Genomic DNA, 19,999 nt, shown 5'->3' with positions numbered 1-19,999 from the left:
GTCGGCACCACCAGTAGTCCGTGCGCCCGGGCGATCCGCTGCGGGTGCGATCTCGCGCGCCCGCAGAACCGGGGGAACCATGCCCGAGCGACCCACCCCGACCCTCCGCACGCGCCGGGCCGCGCTCGCCGGCCGAGCCCGGTGACGACCGTGGCCCGCTTCCGGCTCTTCGGCCGCGCACCGGCACGCGAGGGCCCTCCGCCCGGGGCACCGGCCGCCCACGGCGGCTCGCCCTACGGTCCGCAGGCGCCGTACGGCCCCCCGCCGCCGGCCTGGGGAGCACCCGCTCCCGCCGGACCACCGCCGGTCGGTGCGGGCGCTCCCTGGCCCGCTCCCGGCGTCGCCGGGCCGGCCACCCGCGCGGCCCGCCCCGTGCTCCCGCCGGCTTCCGGCTACGACGACCCGCCCACCGACCCCCACGGCTTCCCGCCGATCGCCGCTGTTCCCGTGCCTGCCCTGCCGGTGCCCCTCCCGCCGCAGGCCACCGGGCCGGCGCTGCCCCACCAGCCCGCTCAGCACCCCTGGGGACAGGCTCCCTCCCCTGCGGTGCCCGACGCGCCCCATCCGGCCGAGGCGGCCGCGCTGGCCGGCGCGTTCGCCGTCGACTACCTGTCCTGGGACGAGGACGATCCGCAGCGGCGGGGCCGGGTGCTGCAGGACTACCTGGCGGCCCCCGCCACCGACCCGGCACACCTGGGCTGGGCAGGCCGCGGGCGCCAGCGCGCGGAGTTCGCCCTGCCCGGGCGCGTGAGCCCCGACGGCGACGGACGGGTGCTCGTCGACGTCCGGGTCCGGGTCACGCCCTACCGCTCGGTGGGCGACCGCGGCCCGGACAACGTCCCGGAGTCGGGCGACGTGGCCGGCACGCCTGCGGTCGCCCCGGCTCCCACCGGGCGCGGCTGGCGCAGCCTCGCGTCGTCCTGGATCCGGCTCAGCGTCCCCGTGGCGCTGGAGGGCGCCCGGCTGGTGATCGACGCCGGGGAGGAGATCCTCGGCGAGGAGCCGGCACCACCACCCTCGACCACTCCCGCCACCGACGACCACACCCTCGCCGAGGACGACCCCCTCGCCGAGCCCCGTGCGGCGGGTGCGTGGTGACCGCCGTGCGTCCGCCCGTGATCGTCGGGCTCGCCGAGGGGTCGGGCACGAGCACCCTGGCCGCCGCCCTGCACGCCCGCGACGCGGGCCGGTTCGAGGAGTGGGCCGCCTGCGCGGCCGACATCGTCGTGTGCCGCGCGGAGCAGCCGTCGCTCCGGCGCGCCGCCACCCTGGCCTGCGCCCGACCCGGCGCGCGTCCGCTCCTCGCGGTCACCCTCGGCCCCGGCGACCAGGAGCAGCACGCCGCGGAGACCGCGCTCCCGGCGCTGCAGCAGCGCTTCTCGGCCGTCGTGGTGCTCCCGCACGTCCCCCGGTGGCACGACCGGGCCCCGCAGCACGACGACGCGGCCGCCGTGCTCGCCCAGGCCTCGGAGCAGCTCACGCGCCCGCTGCGGGCCTACGCCGCCGCGCTGCGCACGCTCGCGGCGGGCGTGGTCGGATCCGGCCTGCTCGGCCGGACGGTGCCACCCCTGCTCGCCCTACCGGTTGCCGCACCCCGGCGGAGCCGGCCGGAGCCGCTCCGCCGGCCGGAGCCGCCCCGACCGGTCCTGCTCACCCCACCCCGCTCGGTCGCGCCGGTCCCCCTGTCCCGGGTCGCTCCTGGTCCGGAGCCCGACGACGAGGAGATCGAGGCCGAACCCGTCCGCGCAGGCGTCGCGGCGGGACGAGCGGAGTGAGCGGTGGCCCGAACGGCACGCGCGCGCGGGCTGCTGCGCGCGGCACTGTCCACGCTGGCCGGCCTGCTCCTGCTGGGCGCGGCACCCGCACCGGCACCCACACCCGCACCGGAGGCGGCGGTGTCGGGTGTGGCCGTCGAGCGGGTGCCGGTGCCGGCCCGCGAGTCGCTCCCGCTGATCACCGAGCTCACCGCGTCGCAGTGTCCCGAGCTCCCGCCGCTGTGGGTGGTGGCCCAGGTGCAGGCGGAGTCCGGGTGGGACCCGGAGCTGGAGTCGAAGCGCCCGGGCGGACCGGCCGGGCTGTACCAGCTCAACCGGCGCAACTGGGAGGCCGCAGGCGGCCGGACGTGGGGCTCCGACCCACCGGCGTCCGACGCATCCGTCCTCTCGGCGGAGGACCACCTGCGGGTCGCGATTCCGTGGGTGTGCGCCAACCTCAGAGCCGTCACGTCGCACCTGCAGGCGACCGGCAAGCCGACCGCACCGCTCGACGCGATGCTGGTCTGCCACATCGCGGGATGCGGACGGGTCACGGGCAGCGCCACCGGTGTGCCTGCCGCGGGCGAGGCCGGCTGTGGCGAACGTTGCGCGCAGGTGGTCCGGCGCTACCTCGCGGCGGTGCACAGCAACCTGGATCGGTTCGCGGCGCCGCCACCGGAACCCGCGGCCGCACCCGCACCGGCCCCGGCGGCGGCGCCGGCGGCGTGGACCGGCGGAGCCACGGCATGCCGGCCACCCGACCCCACCGGCGACGGGTGCCTCACCGGTGCCGCCCGGCACGGGCTCGAGGCCGCCGCGACGGCCTTCGGCAGCTGGTCGGGGGGTCCGGTGATCCATTCGGCCGGCTGCTGGGACAAGCACGCCTGGAACCCACGCAGCGACCACTCCCGTGGCCGGGCCTGCGACCTGTTCCCCACCACACCCGGCACGTTCCCGAAGGGCGCGGAGCTGGACGCGGGCTGGCGCGTGGCCGACTGGTTCCGGGCCAACGCCGAACCGCTGCGGGTGAAGTACCTGATCTGGCAGGGCCGCTACTGGGACCCGAGCGTCAAGGACGACGGCGGATGGGGCAGGCGCTACACGGGCGGCGGGGTCTACGACGTCCGCGACGCCACCGGCGGCCACTTCGACCACGTGCACGTGAGCTTCCGGGAGTGACGCTGTGACGCGCCGGGATCGTCGGGTGCCGCTGCTGGCCGCTGTCGTCGCCGCCGCGGTGGCCGCAGTGGCAGCAGTGCTGGTGGGCGGCGCGGCCGCCGGTGTCGCGCCGCCGTCGGGCGACCCGCCGCTCGGCGCGGCACTCAGCGAGGAGGACCGGGCCGCGGTGGACGCACCGCCGGTGAACCGGGGCGACGCGCCCGCCGCGGTGGACCCGACCGTCGACCTCACCGATCCCGAAGCCGTGGCCCGCGCCTACCTCGCCACCGCCCACTCGACCACCAGCGGCGACACCGGACGCACGCACCTGCGGGCAGCGGGCTACGCGGTGCCGGGCACCGCGCCGGGCACCGTCGGCGTGGTCGTCGTCGACCCACCACCGCCCGGCTCGCTGCGTACCGCCGCGGTGACGGCGCTGGAGCTCGTCGCCGCCGACCACGACGGCGTGCGGCGCGGATACCGGGCCGAGGTCGGCACCGCCACGGGTCCGCCCGGCGGCTCGGTCGTGGTCGACCTCGTCATGCGCTACGTGGTGCTGGCCCACCAGCCGGACGGCCGGTGGCTCGTGGCCGCCGACTCCCCCGCCACCCCCGATCTCCCCGCCGGGGAGGACTGATGCGACAGGAGTGCCCGTCATGAGCTTCGAGGAGCTCGAGGAGCTGATCCGGAAGTACCTGTCGACCGGTATCGCCGTGGTGGTCATCCTCGTCGCACCCGGCACCGAGGCGGCCCCGGGCGGGGCACTGCCCTCGGAACCGTCGATCCGGGTCATCGAGCCCGACGGAGCGGCTGCGACCGGGCCCGGCAGTGGTGCCGACAGCGGTGCCGACGATCCCGCCCCGGCTCCCGATGCGGGCGGCCGCGGGCCGGCCGAACCCGAGCAGGACAGCACGGAGGACTCCGGCGACGATCCGGAGCGCACCGGTGCGGCCGGCCGCGACCCCGAGCGCAGCGGCCAGGAATCCGGTGACGGCGGCTCCGGGGACTCCGACTCCGAGAACGACGGCTCCGGGGACTCCGGCGCCGGTGACGACAGCTCGAGCGACGACACCCCGAGCAAAGATCCGGACAGCAACAGCGACAGCCACAGCGACAGCGACAGCAACGAGAACGACACCGGCCAACAGCGCGACTCCGAGCGCGACTCCGACTCCGACTCCGACTCCGACTCGGGCTCCGACTCGGGCTCCCGGTCCGACGGCGACCCGGGCTCCGACAGCGACTCGGACAGCGGCACGACCAGTGCGGACCGGCCCGGCGGGGACAGCTCCGGCAGTGGTTCGCCCGGTGAGGACGCCTCCGGCTCGGGCAACCGCTCCGGCGGCTCCGATGGCGGGGCCGCCACGGGCTCCGGCACCGACGCGGGTGCGGGCACCACGGCGGCGCAACGCCACGGCTGGGGCACTCCCAACCGGGAGGACGACTTCTCCTCGGGCACCGAGCAGTGGGACATCTACGACGGTCCCGGCCACGGCGGGAACGGCACCCGCTCGCCGTCGGCCGTCTCGGTGCAGGACGGCATCCTCACGATCACCGGTGACTCGTCCGGCACCACCGCGGGCATGGCGTGGAACCCGGGCCAGAAGTACGGGCGGTGGGAGGGCCGTGTGCGGGCCCCAGCCGCCGACCCGTCCTACAACGCGTTGCTGCTGCTGTGGCCCGACGCCGAGAACTTCCCGGTGGGCGGCGAGATCGACTTCATGGAGATGATGGACCCTTCCCGCCAGCAGACCGACATCTTCATCCACTACGGCGAGGACAACTCGCAGGTGAACGGGAAGGTCGAGATCGACGGCACCCAGTGGCACAACTGGGCCGTGGAGTGGACGCCGAAGGGCATCACCGCCTACGTCGACGGCGAGGAGTGGTACCGCACCACCGACACCAGCATCCTGCCGCCCGGACCGATGCACCTGTGCATCCAGCTCGACTGGTTCCCGGAAGGTGACACGCCGAAGGAGTCGACCATGCAGGTCGACTGGGTCCGGCAGTACTCCCTCGACGGCGAGGGCGGCAGCGCTTCGGAGAGCAGTGGCTCCGGCAGTGACTCCGGCGGCGACGCCGACAGGGGTGACGGCACGAGCGACCGCCAGAGCGACTCCGGGAGCGACAGCGACAGCGGCGACAGCGAGAACGCCGAGGAGAGCGACAGCGGCGAGGACTCCCCCAGCAGCGACGGCGGGCAGGAGGACGGCACGGGCTCGATCCGCGAGCTGCTACGCCGGATGTTCTCCTGGCGGTGACCCGGGGACGGGCCGCCATGAACAGGACAAATGGGACGGAAATTCGCTAATCGGACCCTCTCAGCGTCCGCACAGTGCCTGCACCCTACGGTTCTCCCCGTGCCCGACACGCAACAGCTGTCCATGCCCGACCCACCATCCGCACCCCCGCCACGTGATTGGCACCGGACAGTCATCGTCGTGGCGGCGATCGCCGCCGTGGCTGCGTTGGTGGGCGTGCTGATAGTTGTCGTCGGAGGCCAGGGCGGGAGTGACGGCGACGCACCGGCCGCCTCGAGCGACGCGGGCCGCGACACCCGCGACCCGTTGCGCCCGCAGGGGCAGTCGAGGCTCGACCCGGGCACGCGGTCCGACACGGAGGCGGCGGTCCGCAACAACTGGCCGCTCCTGACGAACGACGAGTTCGACGGCACGAAGATCGATCCCGCGCTCTGGAGCCTCTACACCGGGGAGACCACCGGCGGGGTCGGGCGGCACGACCCCGACAACGTGACGGTCAACGACGGCACGATGAAGATCACCAGCCACGGCTACTCCTCCGCCGGCATGGCCTGGACGCAGGGACAGCTGCACGGACGCTGGGAGGTGCGGGCCCGGGCCCAGCAGGGCGTCGGGTACGGCGCCGTCATCCTGCTCTGGCCGGACGCCGAGGACTGGCCGGAGGGGGGCGAGATCAACTTCATGGAGATCCCCAACGGGGCGCGCAACGAGAGCCACTTCGTTCTGCACTACAGCGAGGACAACAGCCAGATCGGCACCACCACGGTCGGTGACTTCACCCAGTGGCACAACTACGCGGTGGAGTGGGGCCCCGACCACGTGGCGGGCTTCATCGACGGCCAGGAGATCTTCCGCAGCAGCGACCCGAAGACGATCCCGCCGCGCCCGATGCACCTCGCGATCCAGCAGGACATCGGCCCGTACGGCAAGGACTGGATCCCGCCGCTCGACGACACGACGCCCGAGCGTGTGCAGCTCGAGGTCGACTGGGTCCGCATCTACGGTTACTGACGAGGGCGGGCACCGCGCCGGAAGCTGCAACGGGGGTCCTGACCGGATGGCCAGGACCCCCGTTGCAGTCCCGAACTGACGCGTCACTCCCACCACGAAGCGACAAGCAGAGGTTAGCCTAACCTCTCCTCGGGTCGCAAGCGCCTCACCCGCGGAACAGCGCCTCCAGGGGGCCCACCGCGAAGTAGCCGACGAACGCCACCGCCACCACCCACATCAGCGGGTGCACGGAGCGGCCCCGCCCGGTGGCCGCGGCCAGCACGACGTAGGAGATGAAGCCCGCCCCGATCCCGTTGGCGATCGAGTAGGTGAAGGGCATGACGACGATCGTCAGGAACGCCGGCAGCGCCACCCGGAACTCGGCGAAGTCAATCTGGGTGATCTGGCGCATCAGTAGTGCACCCACCACCACCAGCGCCGGGGCCGCGGCCTCGATGGGCACCACCGAGTAGAGCGGTGTGAAGAACATCGCGAGCAGGAAGAGCACGCCCGTGAGCACGTTGGCCAGGCCCGTCCGCGCGCCCTCCGCGATCCCGGACGCCGACTCGACGAACACGGTGTTGGATGACGCCGACGCCGCCCCGCCCGCGACGGCTCCCATGCCCTCGACGATCAGGGCGCGGCCGACGCCCGGCAGCTGGCCGTCCTTGCCCACGACCCCGGCCTGCTGGCCGAGCCCGGTCATCGTGCCCATCGCGTCGAAGAAGTTGGCGAGCACGAGGGTGAACACCAGCAGCACGACCGTCAGCAGGTCCAGGTGGACGAACGCCCCGAAGGACACGGCGCCGACGAGTGAGAGGTCGGGCAGGCTGAACACGCTGTGAGGAAGCTCGGGCACCGACAGCGCCCAGCCCTTGGGGTTGGTGCCCGCCGACGCCCCGACGTGCACGATCGCCTCCACGATGATCGCGATCACAGTGGTGATGACCACGCCGATCAGGATCCCGGCCCGCACCCCGCGCGCCACCAGCAGGCCGGTGACCAGCAGCCCGATGACGAACACGAACGTCGGCCACGACGCGATCGAGTTGTCGATGCCCAGCCCCACCGGCACCGTGGTGCCCGCCGCATCGGCGATGCGCCGCACGAAGCCGGCGTCCACCAGCCCGATGAACGCGATGAACAACCCGATCCCGACGGCGATCGCGGCCTTCAGCTCCGGCGGGACGGCGTTGAACACCGCCGTCCGGAAGCCCGAGGCGGCGAGCAGCACGATGATCAGCCCGTCGACCACGACCAGACCCATCACCTCCGGCCAGCTCATCAACGGGGCGATCGTGACGGCCAGCAGCGTGTTGATCCCGAGACCGGCCGCGATCGCGAACGGATAGTTCGCGACGAGCCCGAACAACAGGGTCATGACCCCCGCCACCAGCGCGGTGACGGCCGCGACCTGGGGAATGGCCAGGACGTGGCCCAACGCGTCTGGCTTGGCACCCGGTGCGTCCGGGGCGACGCTGCCGAGGATCAACGGGTTCAGCACGATGATGTAGGACATCGTCACGAAGGTGATGAGCCCGCCACGCAGCTCACGACCGACGGTGGAGCCGCGCTCGGACACGCGGAACAGGCGCTCGATCACCGGCACAACCTAGAGCGGGACATCGACGTACGCTGCACGTCGTGCTCACACCCCCGCCCCTACCGGCCCGGCTCAGCCAGCCCGCCGCGGTGGCGATCGTCGGCACGCTGCTGTGGGCCGTCGCGGCGGTGGTGCTGCTGGTCGCGGCGCTGGTGGGCTGGCACCCGCTGGACATCTGGTTCACCACCTGCCTCGCGGGCGTGGGCGTGGGTGCGCTGGGCTACGGGATCTTCACCTGGCAACGCGCCGCGGCACGGCGGGGATCTCGCACAGCGCAGGACGGGCTGGACTGACCGCGACGGGCGCCGCCGGGCGCCCGTGTGCCGAGAAAACGGGGCGTCCACCGCACTAGGCTCGACCCATGACCGATCGACCCACCGCCGTCGTCACCGGGGCCAGCTCCGGCATCGGAGCCGCCACGGCCCGGGCCCTCGCGAAGGCAGGCTTCCACGTGGTGCTGGGCGCCCGGCGCACCGACCGGTGCGCCGAGATCGCCGCCGAGATCGACGGCACCGCGGTGCGCCTGGACGTCACCGACTCCGAATCCGTCTCCGCGTTCGCCGCGGCCGTGCCGGACTGCCGGCTGCTGGTCAACAACGCCGGCGGCGCCAAGGGCATGGAGCCCGTGGCGGAGGCCGACGAGGAGAACTGGCGCTGGATGTTCGAGACCAACGTGATCGGCACCCTGCGGGTCACGCAGGCGCTGCTGCCCGCGCTGATCGCCTCCGGCGACGGGCACATCATCACCGTCACCTCGATCGCGGCGCTGGAGCCCTACGACAACGGGGCCGGCTACACGGGGGCCAAGCACGCCCAGGCGATGCTGCACCGGACGCTGCGCGGCGAGCTGCTCGGACAGCCGGTGCGGCTCACCGAGGTCCTGCCCGGCCTGGTGGAGACCGAGTTCTCCCTCGTGCGCTTCGACGGCGACGCGGAGCGGGCGGCCGGGGTGTACCGCGGCATCGAGGCACTCACGCCCGACGACGTGGCCGACGTGGTCGCGTTCGCCGCCACCCGGCCGAGCAACGTGAACATCGACCAGATCGTCCTCAAGCCTCGCAACCAGGCGAGCGCCACGCGGATGAACCGGGAGGGCTGACGGTGCTCGTCGAACCGGACGGCGTGCTGGAGAAGGTGGCCTCGGGAACCGTCTGGGCCGAGGGGCCGGTGTGGCTCGCGGAGAGCCGGACGCTGCGCTTCAGCGACATCCCGAACAACCGGATCCTCGAGTTCTCGGAGGACTCCGGTGAGCTGCGCGTCCACCGCGAGGACGTGGAGTTCACCAACGGCCGCACGCTCGACCTCGACGGCTCGGTGCTCCAGTGCTCCCACGGCAGGCGTGCGGTGGAACGGGAACGGGACGGGCTCGTCGAGGTCGTCGTCGACCGCTGGGCAGGAGTGCCGTTCAACTCACCGAACGACGTGATCGTCAAGAGCGACGGCACCATCTGGTTCACCGACCCCTCCTACGGGATCCGGAAGCCGGACGAGGGCCACCCCGGTGAGCTGGAGTACGGCGACCACTTCGTGTTCCGGTTCGACCCGCGCGACGGGTCCGTCACCCCGGTCGTCATCGACGTCGAGATGCCCAACGGGCTCGCGTTCTCCCCCGACGAGTCGCTGCTCTACGTGGCCGACTCCGGCGTGGCGCCCCCGAACGGCGTCCGGGATCCGAACCGGCCCGGAGGACACTCGATCCACTGCTACGACGTGTTCGACGGGCGGTTGTGCAAGAACGGCCGCGAGTTCGTCGAGGTGAACCCCGGTCTGCCCGACGGCATCCGCGTCGACGAGATCGGGAACGTGTGGTCGTCCAGCGGCGACTCGGTGCAGGTGTTCGCCCCCAGCGGCGAGCGCGTGGAGCAGGTGCGCGTGCCGGAGACGGTGGCCAACCTGTGCTTCGGGGGCGCCGACGGGCGCACCCTCTACATCACGGCGACCACCAGCCTGTACCGCATCCGCACCACGGTGCGGGACACCGTGGCGGTGCGCCGCTCATCTGCGGGCGGCCGGTAGCCCGGTCACGGGGTGGCGGTCTCCTCGGACGGGCGGTGCTCGTCGGCGGCGTCGCCCGGCGCGTTGCCCTCCACCGCTCCCGCGACGCGCTCCTCGGAGTCGCGCAGGATCTCGGCGGCCTCCGCACCGCGGTCCTCGCCGCCCTGCTCGGCCGCCCGCTCCTCGGGAAGGGGCTCGGCTCGGGTGGCCGTCTGGTCGCTCAGCTCGTCGGGACGCATGCGGGCGCGTACCCGGGCGGGCCGAGCGGCAACCCTAGGAGGGTGCTGAACGACTCCGCTCGTATAGGGCCGAGCTGTTCAGCGCGCTCCTAGCCTAGAGGGCGGAGAGTGCCTGCCACTTGTCCCAGCTCAGCGTCCAGTCCCAGATGTCGCCGTCCTTGGCGGAGAGCTGGACCGGTGTGCCCGTGACCTCGACCGGGTCGCCGTAGAGCGCCGTGTCGTAGTAGGCCTTGGCGTTGTCGATCGACAGGTTGACGCAGCCGTGGGTGACGTTCTCCGAGCCCTGCGCCGCCGCCGACGCCGGGTTGGCGTGGACGAACTCGCCGTTGTTGCTGATCCGGACGGCCCACTTCTCGACGGTGTCGTAGCCGTACTGCTGGCTGACCATCCGCTTGTCGGTGAACTTCTCGCTGACCACGTGGATGCCGGACCGGGTGTTGCGGTTGGGGTCGGTCCCGAGGCCGTAGCTCGCCGGGTAGTCGGCGACCTGCTGCCCGTCCCGAATCACGATCATGCGGTGGCTGTTGACGTCGGCCTTCACGATCTGCGAGCGCCCGATCTGGAAGGTGGAGGTGACGTCGGCGGCACCGTAGGCGCCCTGGCCGTAGGCCACGCCGAACAGCTTCGCCTTGACGGTGACGGTGGTACCGCTCGGCCAGTACTCCTTCGGGCGCCAGTCGACGCGGGAGCCGCCGCCCTCGTCGGGCAGCCAGCCCCACGAGCCCTGCACGGGCACCGACGTGGTGACCGACAGGGCGTGTTCGGCAGCGGCGCGGTCGGCGACGTGGCCGTTGAACTGGACGCGCACCGGCGCCGCGACCCCGACCGTCTTGCCGTCACCGATGTTCAGCGTGCCGCGCACGGTCTTCGCGGGCGTCAGGGTGGAGAACGAGCCCTCCAGCGGCACCGACTTGCCGTCGACCCCCTTGGCCGAGCCGGCCCACGTGTAGGACGTGCCGTAGGCGAGCCGGTCGCTGGTGGTCCAGCTCGTGCGGTCGGCGTTGAACGCGCCCTTGACCGCCTTGCCCTTCGGACCGGTCAGCGTGACGCGGTCGAAGACGCCCTTCTGGACGGTCACGGTGGCCGTGCCCGTGGGGTTGGTGGTGTCCGAGCCGGGAGCCGGCTCGTAGTCGATCGCAGCCACCGGAGCGACGATCTGCTGCGGCGCTTCGACCGACGGCGGCGGAGTTGCGGCCGGCGCCGCCTGGTTCTGGCGGCCGGCGGCGGTGGCGGCGGTGACCACGCCCAGCGAGCCGACCAGCACGACAGCCAGAACCAGCAAGAGCCTCTTCATGCTTTGATTCCCCTCACAGCACTTCCCGCAGTGAGAGACGTCCGAACACCGGCCCGGTTGCCCCCCGACGCTGCTCCGGACGGAGCGTACGCGCGCCTCAGAACCGGCAGTGGATCAGCACCGGCTCCGCCACCAGGTCGATGCCGAACCGCTCGCGCACCCCGTCGCGCACCTCACGGGCCAGCACGAGGAGGTCGGCCGTGGTGCCGTCGCCCCGGTTGGTGAGGGCCAGTACGTGCTTGCCCGACAGGGCCACGCGGCCGCCGGGGCCGGGATGCCCGCGGCGGAACCCGGCCTGCTCGATCAGCCACGCGGCCGGGAGCTTGACCAGCCCTGGTCCGGCGGTCCAGCGCGGCCCGTCGCCCGGCGCGTCGGCCTCCGGGAGCACGGGGTTGGTGAAGAACGAGCCGGCGCTCCAGGTGTCGTGGTCGGCGGGATCGAGCACCATGCCCTTGCCCGCACGCAGCCCGAGCACCGCCTCCCGGGCGGCCGCGGCGGGCACCCGGGAGCCGGGCTCCACCCCGAGCGCTCCGGCGAGCTCCGGGTAGCGGATCGGTGCGCTCGCACCGTCGGCGGACAGCACGAACCGGACCCGCAGCACGATGGCGTCGTCGCGGCCCTTGAGCGAGCTCGTGCGGTACCCCAGCCCCAGCTCCGCAGCGGGCACGTGCTCGCGCACGACGCCGACGCGGCGGTCGTAGAGGTCGACGTCGACCAGCAGTTCGGCGATCTCCACGCCGTACGCGCCGACGTTCTGCACCGGTGTCGCACCGGTGCGGCCGGGGATGCCGGACAGGCACTCGAGCCCGCCGAGCCCGTCGGCCACCGAGGCGGCCACGACCTCGTCCCAGTCCTCGCCCGCCTCGACGGTGAGCAGCACGGACCCGTCGTCCCGGCGCTCCACGGCGCGTCCGGTGCTGGTGACCCGCACCACGGTGCCCGGCCACCCCTCGTCCGCGATCACGACGTTCGAGCCGCCGCCGAGCAGGAGCACCGGCTCGCCGGCGACGTCGGCGCTGCGCAGGGCGTCGACAACGGCTGCGGCGGAGGCCGCGGCCACGACCGAGCGGGCCGGTCCGCCGAGCCGCAGAGTGGTGAACGGGGCGAGCCGGGTGGCCACATCAGGTACCGACACGGGAGTAAACGGTAGCCTGCCTCCATGTCCCGGCAGTTCGACTACCGGTCCACGTGGCCGTATCCCGCCGACGAGGTCTACGCCGCGATGGTGGACCCCGACTATCTGCGTGCGCGGCTGGCGCGGATCGGCGGCCCGGGCGCTGCGCTCCTGGAGCACCACGTCGACCCGGACGGCGTGCACTACCGGCTGCGGCACGGGCTCGACCCGAAGGACATGCCGGCCGTGATCCGCACCGTGCTGCCCGGCGACATCACCATCGAGCGCGACGAGAGCTGGAAGCAGCAGGGCCCCGGCAGCTACGCCGCCACGGTGGCGGTGACGATCCACGGCACGCCGGCGTCGGCCGCGGGCGGGATGCGCCTGCACGACACCGGCAGCAGCAGCGAGCTGCTCATGCGCATCGACGTCACCGTCAAGGTGCCGCTGATCGGCAGCACGGTCGAGGGCATCGTGGTCAACCGGGTCGGGGAGCTGTTCGACATGGAGGCGGAGTTCACGCGGGAGTGGCTCGCGCAGCGACACTGACCGCCCGGCGCCGAAGCGCGGTGTCCACGAACCAGAACACCAGACCGATCGCGGGGAGCACCGCGCCGAGCACCGACACGCCCGCCCACCCGTGGCTCGCATAGAACGTGGCCGACAGGCCGCTCCCCAGCGCGCCACCGAGGAAGTAGATCGTCATGTACGCGGAGTTGATCCGGCTGCGGGAGTCGGGACGCAGGGCGTAGACGATCGTCTGGTTGCTCACGTGCACGCCCTGCACGCCGAGGTCGAACAGGAGCAGCCCGATCGCGAGCGCCACCAGCGAGCCCACCCCCGGGCCGGCGCCCTGGGCGATGGCCGCCCAGGACAGCACCGAGACGGCGAGGAACCCGCCGACTGCGTAGTGCGCCCAGCCCCGGTCGGCGAGCCGGCCCGCGAACCGGGCAGCCGCCGCTCCGGCCACCCCGAACAGGGCGAACAGCCCGATGACTCCCTGGTCGAAGTGGTGCGGCGGGGCCGCGAGCATGAAGCCGATGCTGGTCCACAGAGCACCGAAAGCGGCATAGCTGGACGCGCTGTAGACCACCCGCCAGCGCAGCACCGGCTCCTCGCGCACCAGCGCGACCACGGAGCGCAGCAGCGCGCCGTAGCGCATCCTCGTGGTGGGAGGCAGCACCGGGAGTGCCCGCCACAGCAGCACCACCGCCACCGCGGTGAGGACGGCCCCGAGGACGAAGACGGCACGCCACCCGAGCACCTGTGACACCAGTCCGGCCACGACACGGGAGATCAGCACACCGATCAGGAGCCCGCTCATCACGGTGCTGACCATCTTGCCCTGCTGGCCCTCGGGCGCGAGGTGCGCGGCGAAGGGCACGAGGATCTGCGCGGCCACCGTGGTGATCCCGACCAGCGTGGCCGCCGCCCCGAGCACGGCCAGCGTCGGGGCCACTGCGACCACCACCATGCCGGCCACGGTCACCGACAGCATCGTGACGACGAGCCTGCGGCGCTCCAGCAGGTCGCCCAGCGGGACGAGGGTGGCGAGCCCGAGCGCGTAGCCGAGCTGGATGAGCGTGAGGATCAGGCCGATCTGCGACGTGGACGCGTGGAACGCCTCGGCGAGGGCGTCCTCGAGCGGTTGGGCGTAGTAGTTGTTCGCGATGATCACGCCGGTGGCGAAGGTCATCGCGGCCACTGCGCGCCAACGAGTGCGGACCGTGGGGTCGGTCTCGGTCGCCCGTGTTGTCACGGTTCCAGCATGCGCCCGCAGCCCCGGGCCGGAGACATGTGGTCCACCACAGTGCACCATGCGGCTGTGGATGCGATCGCCGAGCAGCGTTACGTGATCAGCCTGAGCTGTCCCGACACCACCGGGATCGTGGCCAGGATCGCCGGTTTCCTCGCCGACGCGGGCGGCTGGATCGTGGAGGCCGGCTACCACTCCGACCCGGACAGCGGCTGGTTCTTCACCCGGCAGGTCGTGCGGGCCGGCTCACTGCCCTTCGGCGCCGACGAGCTGCGCGCCCGCTTCGCCGAGGTGGCCGCCGAGCTGGGCGGGGAGACCACCTGGACGGTCACCGACACCGGGGTCCCCAAGCGGGCCGTTCTCCTGGTGACCCGGGAGGCGCACTGCCTGCACGACCTGCTCGGCCGCGTCGCCGCCCGGGAGCTTCCCGTGCAGCTCGACGCCGTGATCGGCAACCACGGGGAGCTCGGCGACATCGTGCGGGCGCACGGGGTGCCGTTCCACCACGTCGAGTTCCCGCCACCGGGCAACGGCCGCTACGCCCGCGACAAGGAGAAGGCCTTCGACGAGCTCCGCGAGCTGGTCGAGCAGCACGACCCCGACGCGATCGTGCTCGCCCGCTTCATGCAGATCCTTCCGCCCGAGCTGTGCCGGGCGTGGCTCGGGCGGGCGCTGAACATCCACCACAGCTTCCTGCCGTCGTTCGTCGGCGCCCGTCCGTACCACCAGGCCTACGCCCGCGGGGTGAAGCTGATCGGCGCCACCTGCCACTACGTCACGCCCGACCTGGACGCCGGCCCCATCATCGAGCAGGACGTGATCCGCGTGGACCACAGCGACACCGCTGCCGACATGGTCCGCCGTGGCCGCGACATCGAACGCCTCGTCCTGGCCCGCGGCCTGCGCTGGCACCTGGAGGACCGGGTGCTGGTGCACGCGAACAAGACGGTGGTCTTCCGCTGACGCGGCCCCCATTGCACTTCGGGCGAGACACACGGAACGGGTGGTCGCTGTGCGCGACCACCCGTTCCGGGCACTACGAATCAGGCGGCGACGGCCACCGGGGCGGGCTCCAGGGCCAGCTCCAGGACGTCGGCCACGTCGGACACCGGGTGCACCCGCAGCTCACCGCGCACCGACTCCGGCAGGTCGTCGAGGTCGGGCTCGTTGCGCTTCGGGATGATCACGTCGGTCAGCCCGGCCCGGTGGGCGGCCAGCAGCTTCTGCTTGACCCCACCGATCGGCAGGACCTTGCCCTGCAGCGTGACCTCGCCGGTCATCCCGACCGACGACTTCACCGGCCGCCCGCTCGCGAGCGACGCCAGGGCCGTGGTCATCGTGATCCCGGCGCTCGGGCCGTCCTTCGGCACCGCGCCCGCCGGCACGTGGATGTGCAGCTTGCGCGAGGCCAGGTCACCGGCCAGCCCGCGGGACCGCAGGTAGCTCAGCGCGATCGACACCGACTCCTTCATGACGTCACCGAGCTGGCCGGTCACGGTCAGCCCCGGCTCGCCCTCCATCGAGGTGGCCTCGATGAACAGCACGTCCCCACCGGCGCCGGTGACGGCGAGACCGGTCGCGACGCCCGGCACGGAGGTCCGCTCCGCCGACTCCGGGGTGAACTTCGGCCTGCCGAGGTAGCCCACCAGCGCGTCCGCGTCGATGTGCACGGGACGCTCGACGTCCGACGAGTCGACCTGCACGGCGACCTTCCGCAGGACCTTGGCGAGGCCCCGCTCCAGCTGCCGCACACCCGCCTCACGTGTGTACTCGGCGGCGATCATGCCGAGCGCGACCTCGGAGAACTCCACGTCGGACGGCTCCAGGCCGGCCTTCTCGATCTGCCGCGGCAGCAGGTGGTCGCGCGCGATGGCGACCTTCTCCGCCTCGGTGTAGCCGTCGAGCGTCACGACCTCCATCCGGTCCAGCAGCGGGCCGGGGATGGTGTCGTAGGCGTTGGCGGTGGCGAGGAACAGCACGTCGGACAGGTCGAGGTCGACCTCGAGGTAGTGGTCGCGGAACGTGTGGTTCTGCGCCGGGTCGAGCACCTCGAGCAGTGCCGCGGTCGGGTCACCGCGGAAGTCGCTGCCGACCTTGTCGATCTCGTCGAGCAGCACGACGGGGTTCATCGCGCCGGCCTCCCGGATGGCCCGGACGATCCGGCCGGGCAGCGCGCCGACGTAGGTGCGCCGGTGGCCCCGGATCTCGGCCTCGTCGCGGACGCCACCGAGGGCGACACGCACGAACTTGCGGCCCAGCGCCCGTGCGACCGACTCACCCAGCGACGTCTTGCCGACGCCGGGCGGACCGACCAGCGACAGCACCGCACCGGACCCACGGCCGCCGACCTTGTCGAGACCGCGGCGGTTGCGACGAGCCCGGATGGCCAGGAACTCGATCAGCCGCTCCTTGACGTCGTCGAGTCCTGCGTGGTCGGCGTCGAGGATCGCCCGGGCGGCCACGAGGTCGTCGGTGTCCTCGGTGGTCGTGGTCCACGGGATGTCGAGAACGGTGTCCAGCCAGGTGCGGATCCAGCCCGACTCCGGGCTCTGGTCCGACGCCCGCTCCAGCTTGCCGACCTCGGTCAGCGCCGCCTTGCGCACGTGCTCGGGCAGGTCGGCGTTCTCCACACGGGTGCGGTAGTCGTCGGCCCCCTCGGGCTCGTCCTCCCCCAGCTCCTTGCGGATCGCGGCCAGCTGCTGGCGCAGCAGGAACTCGCGCTGGGTCTTCTCCATGCCCTCGCGGACGTCGTTGGAGATCTTCTCGGAGATCTCCTGCTCGGCGACGTGCTCGCGGGTCCATTCGATCAGCAGCTCGAGCCGCTTGACCGTGTCGGTCTCGGCGAGCAGCTGGGCCTTGTGGTCCAGGTCGAGGTAGGACGCCCAGCCGGCGGTGTCGGCGAGCTGTCCGGGGTCGGTGATCTGCTGCACCGAGTCGATGACCTGCCACGCGCCGCGCTGCTGCAGGATCCCGACGACCAGTGCCTTGTACTCCTTGGCGAGCTCGGTCGCCTTGCCCGTGACGGGCTGCTCGGGGATCGGGGTCGCCTCCACCCACAGGGCGGCGCCGGGACCGGTGACGCCGGACCCGATCTGGGCACGACCCTCGCCGCGCACCACGGCCGCCCGCTCCCCGCTGGGGAGCCTGCCGACCTGCTCGAGTACGGCGATCGTGCCCACGGCGGCGTACTTGCCGTCGAGGCGTGGGACGACCAGAACCTTGCGATCACCAGGCGCAGCGCCGGCGGAGCCGGCATCGATACCGCTGTTCGCTGCATCGACCGCTGCCTGGATCTCCGGCTCCTCGAGCCGGACGGGAACCACCATGCCGGGCAGCACCACCGAGTCGGCGAGCGGAAGCACCGGCAGCTTCAGCGTCTCTGTCATGCCCCGGTCAACGCTTACACCGTTGTTGGAATTCCAGTGTTCAAGTAAGTCCGCCATGAGCGAACGCAGGAAGGTTGAGCAAGAGCGACTCAACGCCCGAGGCCGTCGACCACCTCTGCGCCAGGGAGCCGGGCCGCGAGCGCGCCGGGCAGCGCGAGCTTCGAGTGCCGCACCCCGCTGCCGATCACCACGGCCGACGCCGCCGCCACCGCGGCGTCGACGAGCACCGGCCAGTCGTCCGGCAGGCCGATCGGCGTGATGCCGCCGTACTCCATGCCGGTGATGGCGACGGCGTCGTCCATCGGAGCGAACGAGGCCTTGCGCGCGTTCAGGCGCTTGCGGACGAGGCCGTTGACGTCGGCCCGGGTGGTGGCCAGCACCAGGCACGCCGCGTAGCTGACGGTCTCGCCGCGGCGGCCGGCCACCACGACGCAGTTGGCGGAGCCGTCGAGCGGGGAGCCGTAGGCCTCGCAGAACTCGGCCGTGTCGGCCAGGCCGGGATCGATCTCCGCGACGCCGACCAGCGCGGCATCGGCCGGGTCCAGCAGCTTGAGCGCGTGGGCGACGGGTTCACCCAGCAGGTCGGGACGGTCGAGCGCGGGGACTGCGTGCAGCGAGCCCAGTACGGACCAGGCACTCACCAGCGCTGACCGCCACCCTGCACGCCGACCACGGCGGGTTTGACGTCGACGATGTACACGAGCACGGCTACGAGCGCGGCCAGCCAGAACAGCGTGCCGCTGCTCCGCGGGCCGCCCTGGAAGACGACGAGAACCAGCACGCTGGCACCCGTGATGCCCAGCCACGCCGGCTTGGTGAGCTTGTCGGCGGCCGTGAAGGCGTCGGCGCGCTGCATCAGGGCGTGGATGAAGGCGTAGGCACCCACCGGGATGGCCAGCAGCCACAGCGCCCACAGAACCCAGTCATCGAGGTCATACAGCAGGCTCACACCGGCAGCCTACCCCGGACCCCGACGACGAAGCGCCCCCGAGGAGTAACCGGACCCCGGGGGCGCTCGTCGGATGCGGCAGGACCGCTCCCATTCGGTCAGCTCTTGGGACCGGTGCCGTTCGTCGAGCCGGTACGGCGCGGGGCGGGCTTGCGCGCCGCGGGCTTCGGCGCCTCCACCGGAGCCGTGCGGTTGGCCGCCTTCCGGGTGGCACTGCGGGTGTCGTGGGCCACCTCGGTGCCGGCTTCGGTGATCACCCCGGCTGCCCCGGTGCCGGCCTGGGCCACGGCCTTCGACGCGTCGCCGGTGACGTCGGTGACGGTCTCGGCGGCCCGGCCGCTGATGCGCTGGCTGGCGCGCGCCACCCGCTCACCGGTGGACCGGGTCTGCGTGGTGACCGTGGCCAGAGCCTTCGTCGCGGCGTCCCGGGCGTCGTCCACCAGGTCGTCGACGCGCGCGTCGAGCTTCTCGGTGTAGGACCCGAACGTAGCGAGGGCCTGCTCCACCTGCGGCTGCTTGCGGATGCGGCCCCAGGTCTTCTCCCCGCGCTCGGCGAAGCCCGCGTAGGCCTGCTCGGCCTGCACGCGCAGCTCGGCGACCGTCTTGCGCAGCTCCTCGGAGTTGAGGCGCTGCGGCAGCTCGGCGACGCGGTTCTGGACGTCCTCGGCCTGCGCGGTGGCGCGGGTGCGCGCCACGACGGCGCGGGCGCGGGCCGTCTCGGCGGCCTTGGACACCGCGGTGACGGCGAGCTCGCCTGCGCCCAGGACGGCCAGCAGCGGGGTACGTGCGGCCTCGGCCCGCTCGGCGGCGGACTTGGCGGCCTGCTCACGTGCCTTGCGCACGTCCGCGGCGGTCGGTAGCGACACGGGCATGATGATCACTCCTCGTGGTCAGGATGGTTCGGTTGTGGGGCGGGGGACGACGGGCTCGTCGTTCTGCCGCCGGAAGGACTGGTAGACGTCCAGGAGCACCTGCTTCTGGCGCTCGGTCAGTGTCGGATCGGCGAGCACGGCGTCGGCGACGTCGCTCGCCGGCTTCTCGTCGAGAATCCCGGCCTTCACGTACAGGGCCTCTGCGGAGATCCGCAGGCCCTTCGCGATCTGCTGCAGGATCTCGGCCGACGGCTTGCGCAGCCCCCGCTCGATCTGGCTGAGGTAGGGATTGCTGACGCCGGCGGTGCGGGCGAGCTGACGCAGCGACACCTGCGCGCCCTCCCGCTGGCTACGGATGTAGCTGCCGATGTCGTCGACGGCCTGGCCGACGGCGAGACCTGCCTGCTCGACGACCTGGCCGACCTGCTCGACCGCGTGGCCGACGCGCTCCCCGGGCCCTTCGGGCTTCGGGGACGGCTCCCTCGGCGCTGACATCTTGCTCACCTCTGTTCCGTCGATGCGACCTTACGCCGGAGCGCTAGCTGTTGCAAGCACCGTGCTTGCGCTGGCAGCGAGGTCGGCCACAGTCACGAGCAGGACGACTCGCCACGGGGGAGGATCCTGC

General features: G+C 72.7%; 21 protein-coding genes. 11 read left to right on the top strand and 10 right to left on the bottom strand.

From position 1 onward, the window contains the following. Positions 1-141: 141 nt before the first annotated feature. From ACQPZA_RS02895 to ACQPZA_RS02870, 6 genes are all read left to right on the top strand, one after another. Positions 142-1,098: a hypothetical protein gene (locus tag ACQPZA_RS02895; RefSeq protein WP_433278126.1), complete on the top strand. Its 957-nt coding sequence runs from the start codon at positions 142-144 to the stop codon at positions 1,096-1,098. A 5-nt stretch (positions 1,099-1,103) separates the two neighbouring features. Further along, on the top strand, positions 1,104-1,775 hold the full coding sequence (locus ACQPZA_RS02890; RefSeq protein WP_433278125.1) for a hypothetical protein: 672 nt from the start codon (positions 1,104-1,106) through the stop codon (positions 1,773-1,775). A 3-nt stretch (positions 1,776-1,778) separates the two neighbouring features. Beyond that, positions 1,779-2,933 carry a hypothetical protein gene (locus tag ACQPZA_RS02885; protein ID WP_433278123.1) on the top strand — a complete coding sequence of 385 codons (1,155 nt, stop codon included), beginning with the start codon at positions 1,779-1,781 and terminating at the stop codon, positions 2,931-2,933. A 4-nt stretch (positions 2,934-2,937) separates the two neighbouring features. Then, on the top strand, positions 2,938-3,549 hold the full coding sequence (locus ACQPZA_RS02880; protein ID WP_433278121.1) for a hypothetical protein: 612 nt from the start codon (positions 2,938-2,940) through the stop codon (positions 3,547-3,549). Positions 3,550-3,568: 19 nt separating this feature from the next. Next, positions 3,569-5,176 carry a glycoside hydrolase family 16 protein gene (locus tag ACQPZA_RS02875; RefSeq protein WP_433278119.1) on the top strand — a complete coding sequence of 536 codons (1,608 nt, stop codon included), beginning with the start codon at positions 3,569-3,571 and terminating at the stop codon, positions 5,174-5,176. Between the two features lie 99 nt (positions 5,177-5,275). After that, positions 5,276-6,187 carry a glycoside hydrolase family 16 protein gene (locus tag ACQPZA_RS02870; protein ID WP_169398489.1) on the top strand — a complete coding sequence of 304 codons (912 nt, stop codon included), beginning with the start codon at positions 5,276-5,278 and terminating at the stop codon, positions 6,185-6,187. Between the two features lie 145 nt (positions 6,188-6,332). Here ACQPZA_RS02870 and ACQPZA_RS02865 read toward each other — a convergent pair whose 3' ends face one another. Next, the gene (locus ACQPZA_RS02865; RefSeq protein WP_433278117.1) at positions 6,333-7,769 is read right to left on the bottom strand and encodes an NCS2 family permease; all 1,437 of its coding nucleotides are present in this window, start codon (positions 7,767-7,769) and stop codon (positions 6,333-6,335) included. 41 nt (positions 7,770-7,810) lie between these two features. On the opposite strand from ACQPZA_RS02865, the gene ACQPZA_RS02860 reads away from it, so the two are divergent. The 3 genes from ACQPZA_RS02860 to ACQPZA_RS02850 all read left to right on the top strand — a co-directional run bounded on the left by ACQPZA_RS02860 (position 7,811) and on the right by ACQPZA_RS02850 (position 9,785). Continuing rightward, complete coding sequence (locus ACQPZA_RS02860; RefSeq protein ID WP_433278115.1) at positions 7,811-8,062, top strand: DUF2530 domain-containing protein; 252 nt, start codon at positions 7,811-7,813, stop codon at positions 8,060-8,062. Positions 8,063-8,130: 68 nt separating this feature from the next. Beyond that, positions 8,131-8,868 carry an SDR family NAD(P)-dependent oxidoreductase gene (locus ACQPZA_RS02855; protein ID WP_169398487.1) on the top strand — a complete coding sequence of 246 codons (738 nt, stop codon included), beginning with the start codon at positions 8,131-8,133 and terminating at the stop codon, positions 8,866-8,868. A gap of 2 nt (positions 8,869-8,870) precedes the next feature. After that, positions 8,871-9,785 (top strand): SMP-30/gluconolactonase/LRE family protein, encoded by a 915-nt coding sequence (locus tag ACQPZA_RS02850; RefSeq protein ID WP_433278113.1) that lies wholly within the window; start codon positions 8,871-8,873, stop codon positions 9,783-9,785. 5 nt (positions 9,786-9,790) lie between these two features. Here the strand turns inward: ACQPZA_RS02850 and ACQPZA_RS02845 are convergent, their stop codons facing one another. The 3 genes from ACQPZA_RS02845 to ACQPZA_RS02835 all read right to left on the bottom strand — a co-directional run bounded on the left by ACQPZA_RS02845 (position 9,791) and on the right by ACQPZA_RS02835 (position 12,432). Further along, positions 9,791-10,003: a hypothetical protein gene (locus tag ACQPZA_RS02845; protein ID WP_169398485.1), complete on the bottom strand. Its 213-nt coding sequence runs from the start codon at positions 10,001-10,003 to the stop codon at positions 9,791-9,793. Between the two features lie 94 nt (positions 10,004-10,097). Then, the gene (locus tag ACQPZA_RS02840) at positions 10,098-11,297 is read right to left on the bottom strand and encodes a L,D-transpeptidase (protein WP_433278111.1); all 1,200 of its coding nucleotides are present in this window, start codon (positions 11,295-11,297) and stop codon (positions 10,098-10,100) included. Between the two features lie 97 nt (positions 11,298-11,394). Beyond that, positions 11,395-12,432 (bottom strand): UDP-N-acetylmuramate dehydrogenase, encoded by a 1,038-nt coding sequence (locus ACQPZA_RS02835; RefSeq protein ID WP_433278109.1) that lies wholly within the window; start codon positions 12,430-12,432, stop codon positions 11,395-11,397. A gap of 24 nt (positions 12,433-12,456) precedes the next feature. On the opposite strand from ACQPZA_RS02835, the gene ACQPZA_RS02830 reads away from it, so the two are divergent. Then, on the top strand, positions 12,457-12,960 hold the full coding sequence (locus ACQPZA_RS02830) for a DUF2505 domain-containing protein (protein WP_211174814.1): 504 nt from the start codon (positions 12,457-12,459) through the stop codon (positions 12,958-12,960). Here ACQPZA_RS02830 and ACQPZA_RS02825 read toward each other — a convergent pair. After that, entirely contained in the window at positions 12,929-14,170 is a 1,242-nt protein-coding gene (locus tag ACQPZA_RS02825) for an MFS transporter (protein ID WP_433278107.1), read from the bottom strand. The two genes, ACQPZA_RS02830 and ACQPZA_RS02825, sit on opposite strands and share 32 nt — an antisense overlap. Positions 14,171-14,206: 36 nt before the next feature. Here ACQPZA_RS02825 and purU point away from each other — a divergent pair, with 36 nt between their 5' ends. Next, positions 14,207-15,130, top strand: coding sequence for a formyltetrahydrofolate deformylase (gene purU / locus ACQPZA_RS02820; protein ID WP_433282650.1), 924 nt, complete (start codon positions 14,207-14,209; stop codon positions 15,128-15,130). A gap of 80 nt (positions 15,131-15,210) precedes the next feature. Here purU and lon read toward each other — a convergent pair whose 3' ends face one another. The 5 genes from lon to ACQPZA_RS02795 all read right to left on the bottom strand — a co-directional run bounded on the left by lon (position 15,211) and on the right by ACQPZA_RS02795 (position 19,869). Then, a complete protein-coding gene (lon, locus tag ACQPZA_RS02815) occupies positions 15,211-17,553 on the bottom strand; it encodes an endopeptidase La (protein ID WP_169398482.1) in 2,343 nt (780 codons plus the stop codon). Positions 17,554-17,642: 89 nt separating this feature from the next. Next, complete coding sequence (locus tag ACQPZA_RS02810) at positions 17,643-18,194, bottom strand: YbaK/EbsC family protein (protein ID WP_433278105.1); 552 nt, start codon at positions 18,192-18,194, stop codon at positions 17,643-17,645. Further along, positions 18,191-18,493, bottom strand: coding sequence for a DUF2516 family protein (locus tag ACQPZA_RS02805; RefSeq protein WP_211174818.1), 303 nt, complete (start codon positions 18,491-18,493; stop codon positions 18,191-18,193). Before ACQPZA_RS02805 ends, ACQPZA_RS02810 begins: the two co-directional genes overlap by 4 nt. A gap of 107 nt (positions 18,494-18,600) precedes the next feature. Continuing rightward, complete coding sequence (locus ACQPZA_RS02800) at positions 18,601-19,374, bottom strand: hypothetical protein (RefSeq protein WP_211174813.1); 774 nt, start codon at positions 19,372-19,374, stop codon at positions 18,601-18,603. A gap of 18 nt (positions 19,375-19,392) precedes the next feature. Then, positions 19,393-19,869 carry a helix-turn-helix domain-containing protein gene (locus ACQPZA_RS02795; RefSeq protein ID WP_433278103.1) on the bottom strand — a complete coding sequence of 159 codons (477 nt, stop codon included), beginning with the start codon at positions 19,867-19,869 and terminating at the stop codon, positions 19,393-19,395. Positions 19,870-19,999: the final 130 nt, after the last annotated feature.

Origin of the sequence: Pseudonocardia xinjiangensis, from assembly GCF_050948425.1 — a bacterium.
GTDB lineage: Bacteria > Actinomycetota > Actinomycetes > Mycobacteriales > Pseudonocardiaceae > Pseudonocardia > Pseudonocardia xinjiangensis.
This window is presented reverse-complemented; position numbering and strand designations above follow the sequence as displayed.

Bases quoted from the DNA above. Each gene is read 5' to 3' on its own strand.
- ACQPZA_RS02830 (WP_211174814.1), top strand. From the start codon at position 12,457: ATGTCCCGGCAGTTCGACTACCGGTCCACGTGGCCGTATCCCGCCGAC.
- ACQPZA_RS02840 (WP_433278111.1), bottom strand. From the start codon at position 11,297: ATGAAGAGGCTCTTGCTGGTTCTGGCTGTCGTGCTGGTCGGCTCGCTG.
- ACQPZA_RS02800 (WP_211174813.1), bottom strand. From the start codon at position 19,374: ATGCCCGTGTCGCTACCGACCGCCGCGGACGTGCGCAAGGCACGTGAG.
- purU (WP_433282650.1), top strand. From the start codon at position 14,207: ATGTGGTCCACCACAGTGCACCATGCGGCTGTGGATGCGATCGCCGAG.
- ACQPZA_RS02875 (WP_433278119.1), top strand. From the start codon at position 3,569: ATGAGCTTCGAGGAGCTCGAGGAGCTGATCCGGAAGTACCTGTCGACC.
- ACQPZA_RS02855 (WP_169398487.1), top strand. From the start codon at position 8,131: ATGACCGATCGACCCACCGCCGTCGTCACCGGGGCCAGCTCCGGCATC.
- lon (WP_169398482.1), bottom strand. From the start codon at position 17,553: ATGACAGAGACGCTGAAGCTGCCGGTGCTTCCGCTCGCCGACTCGGTG.
- ACQPZA_RS02795 (WP_433278103.1), bottom strand. From the start codon at position 19,869: ATGTCAGCGCCGAGGGAGCCGTCCCCGAAGCCCGAAGGGCCCGGGGAG.
- ACQPZA_RS02845 (WP_169398485.1), bottom strand. From the start codon at position 10,003: ATGCGTCCCGACGAGCTGAGCGACCAGACGGCCACCCGAGCCGAGCCC.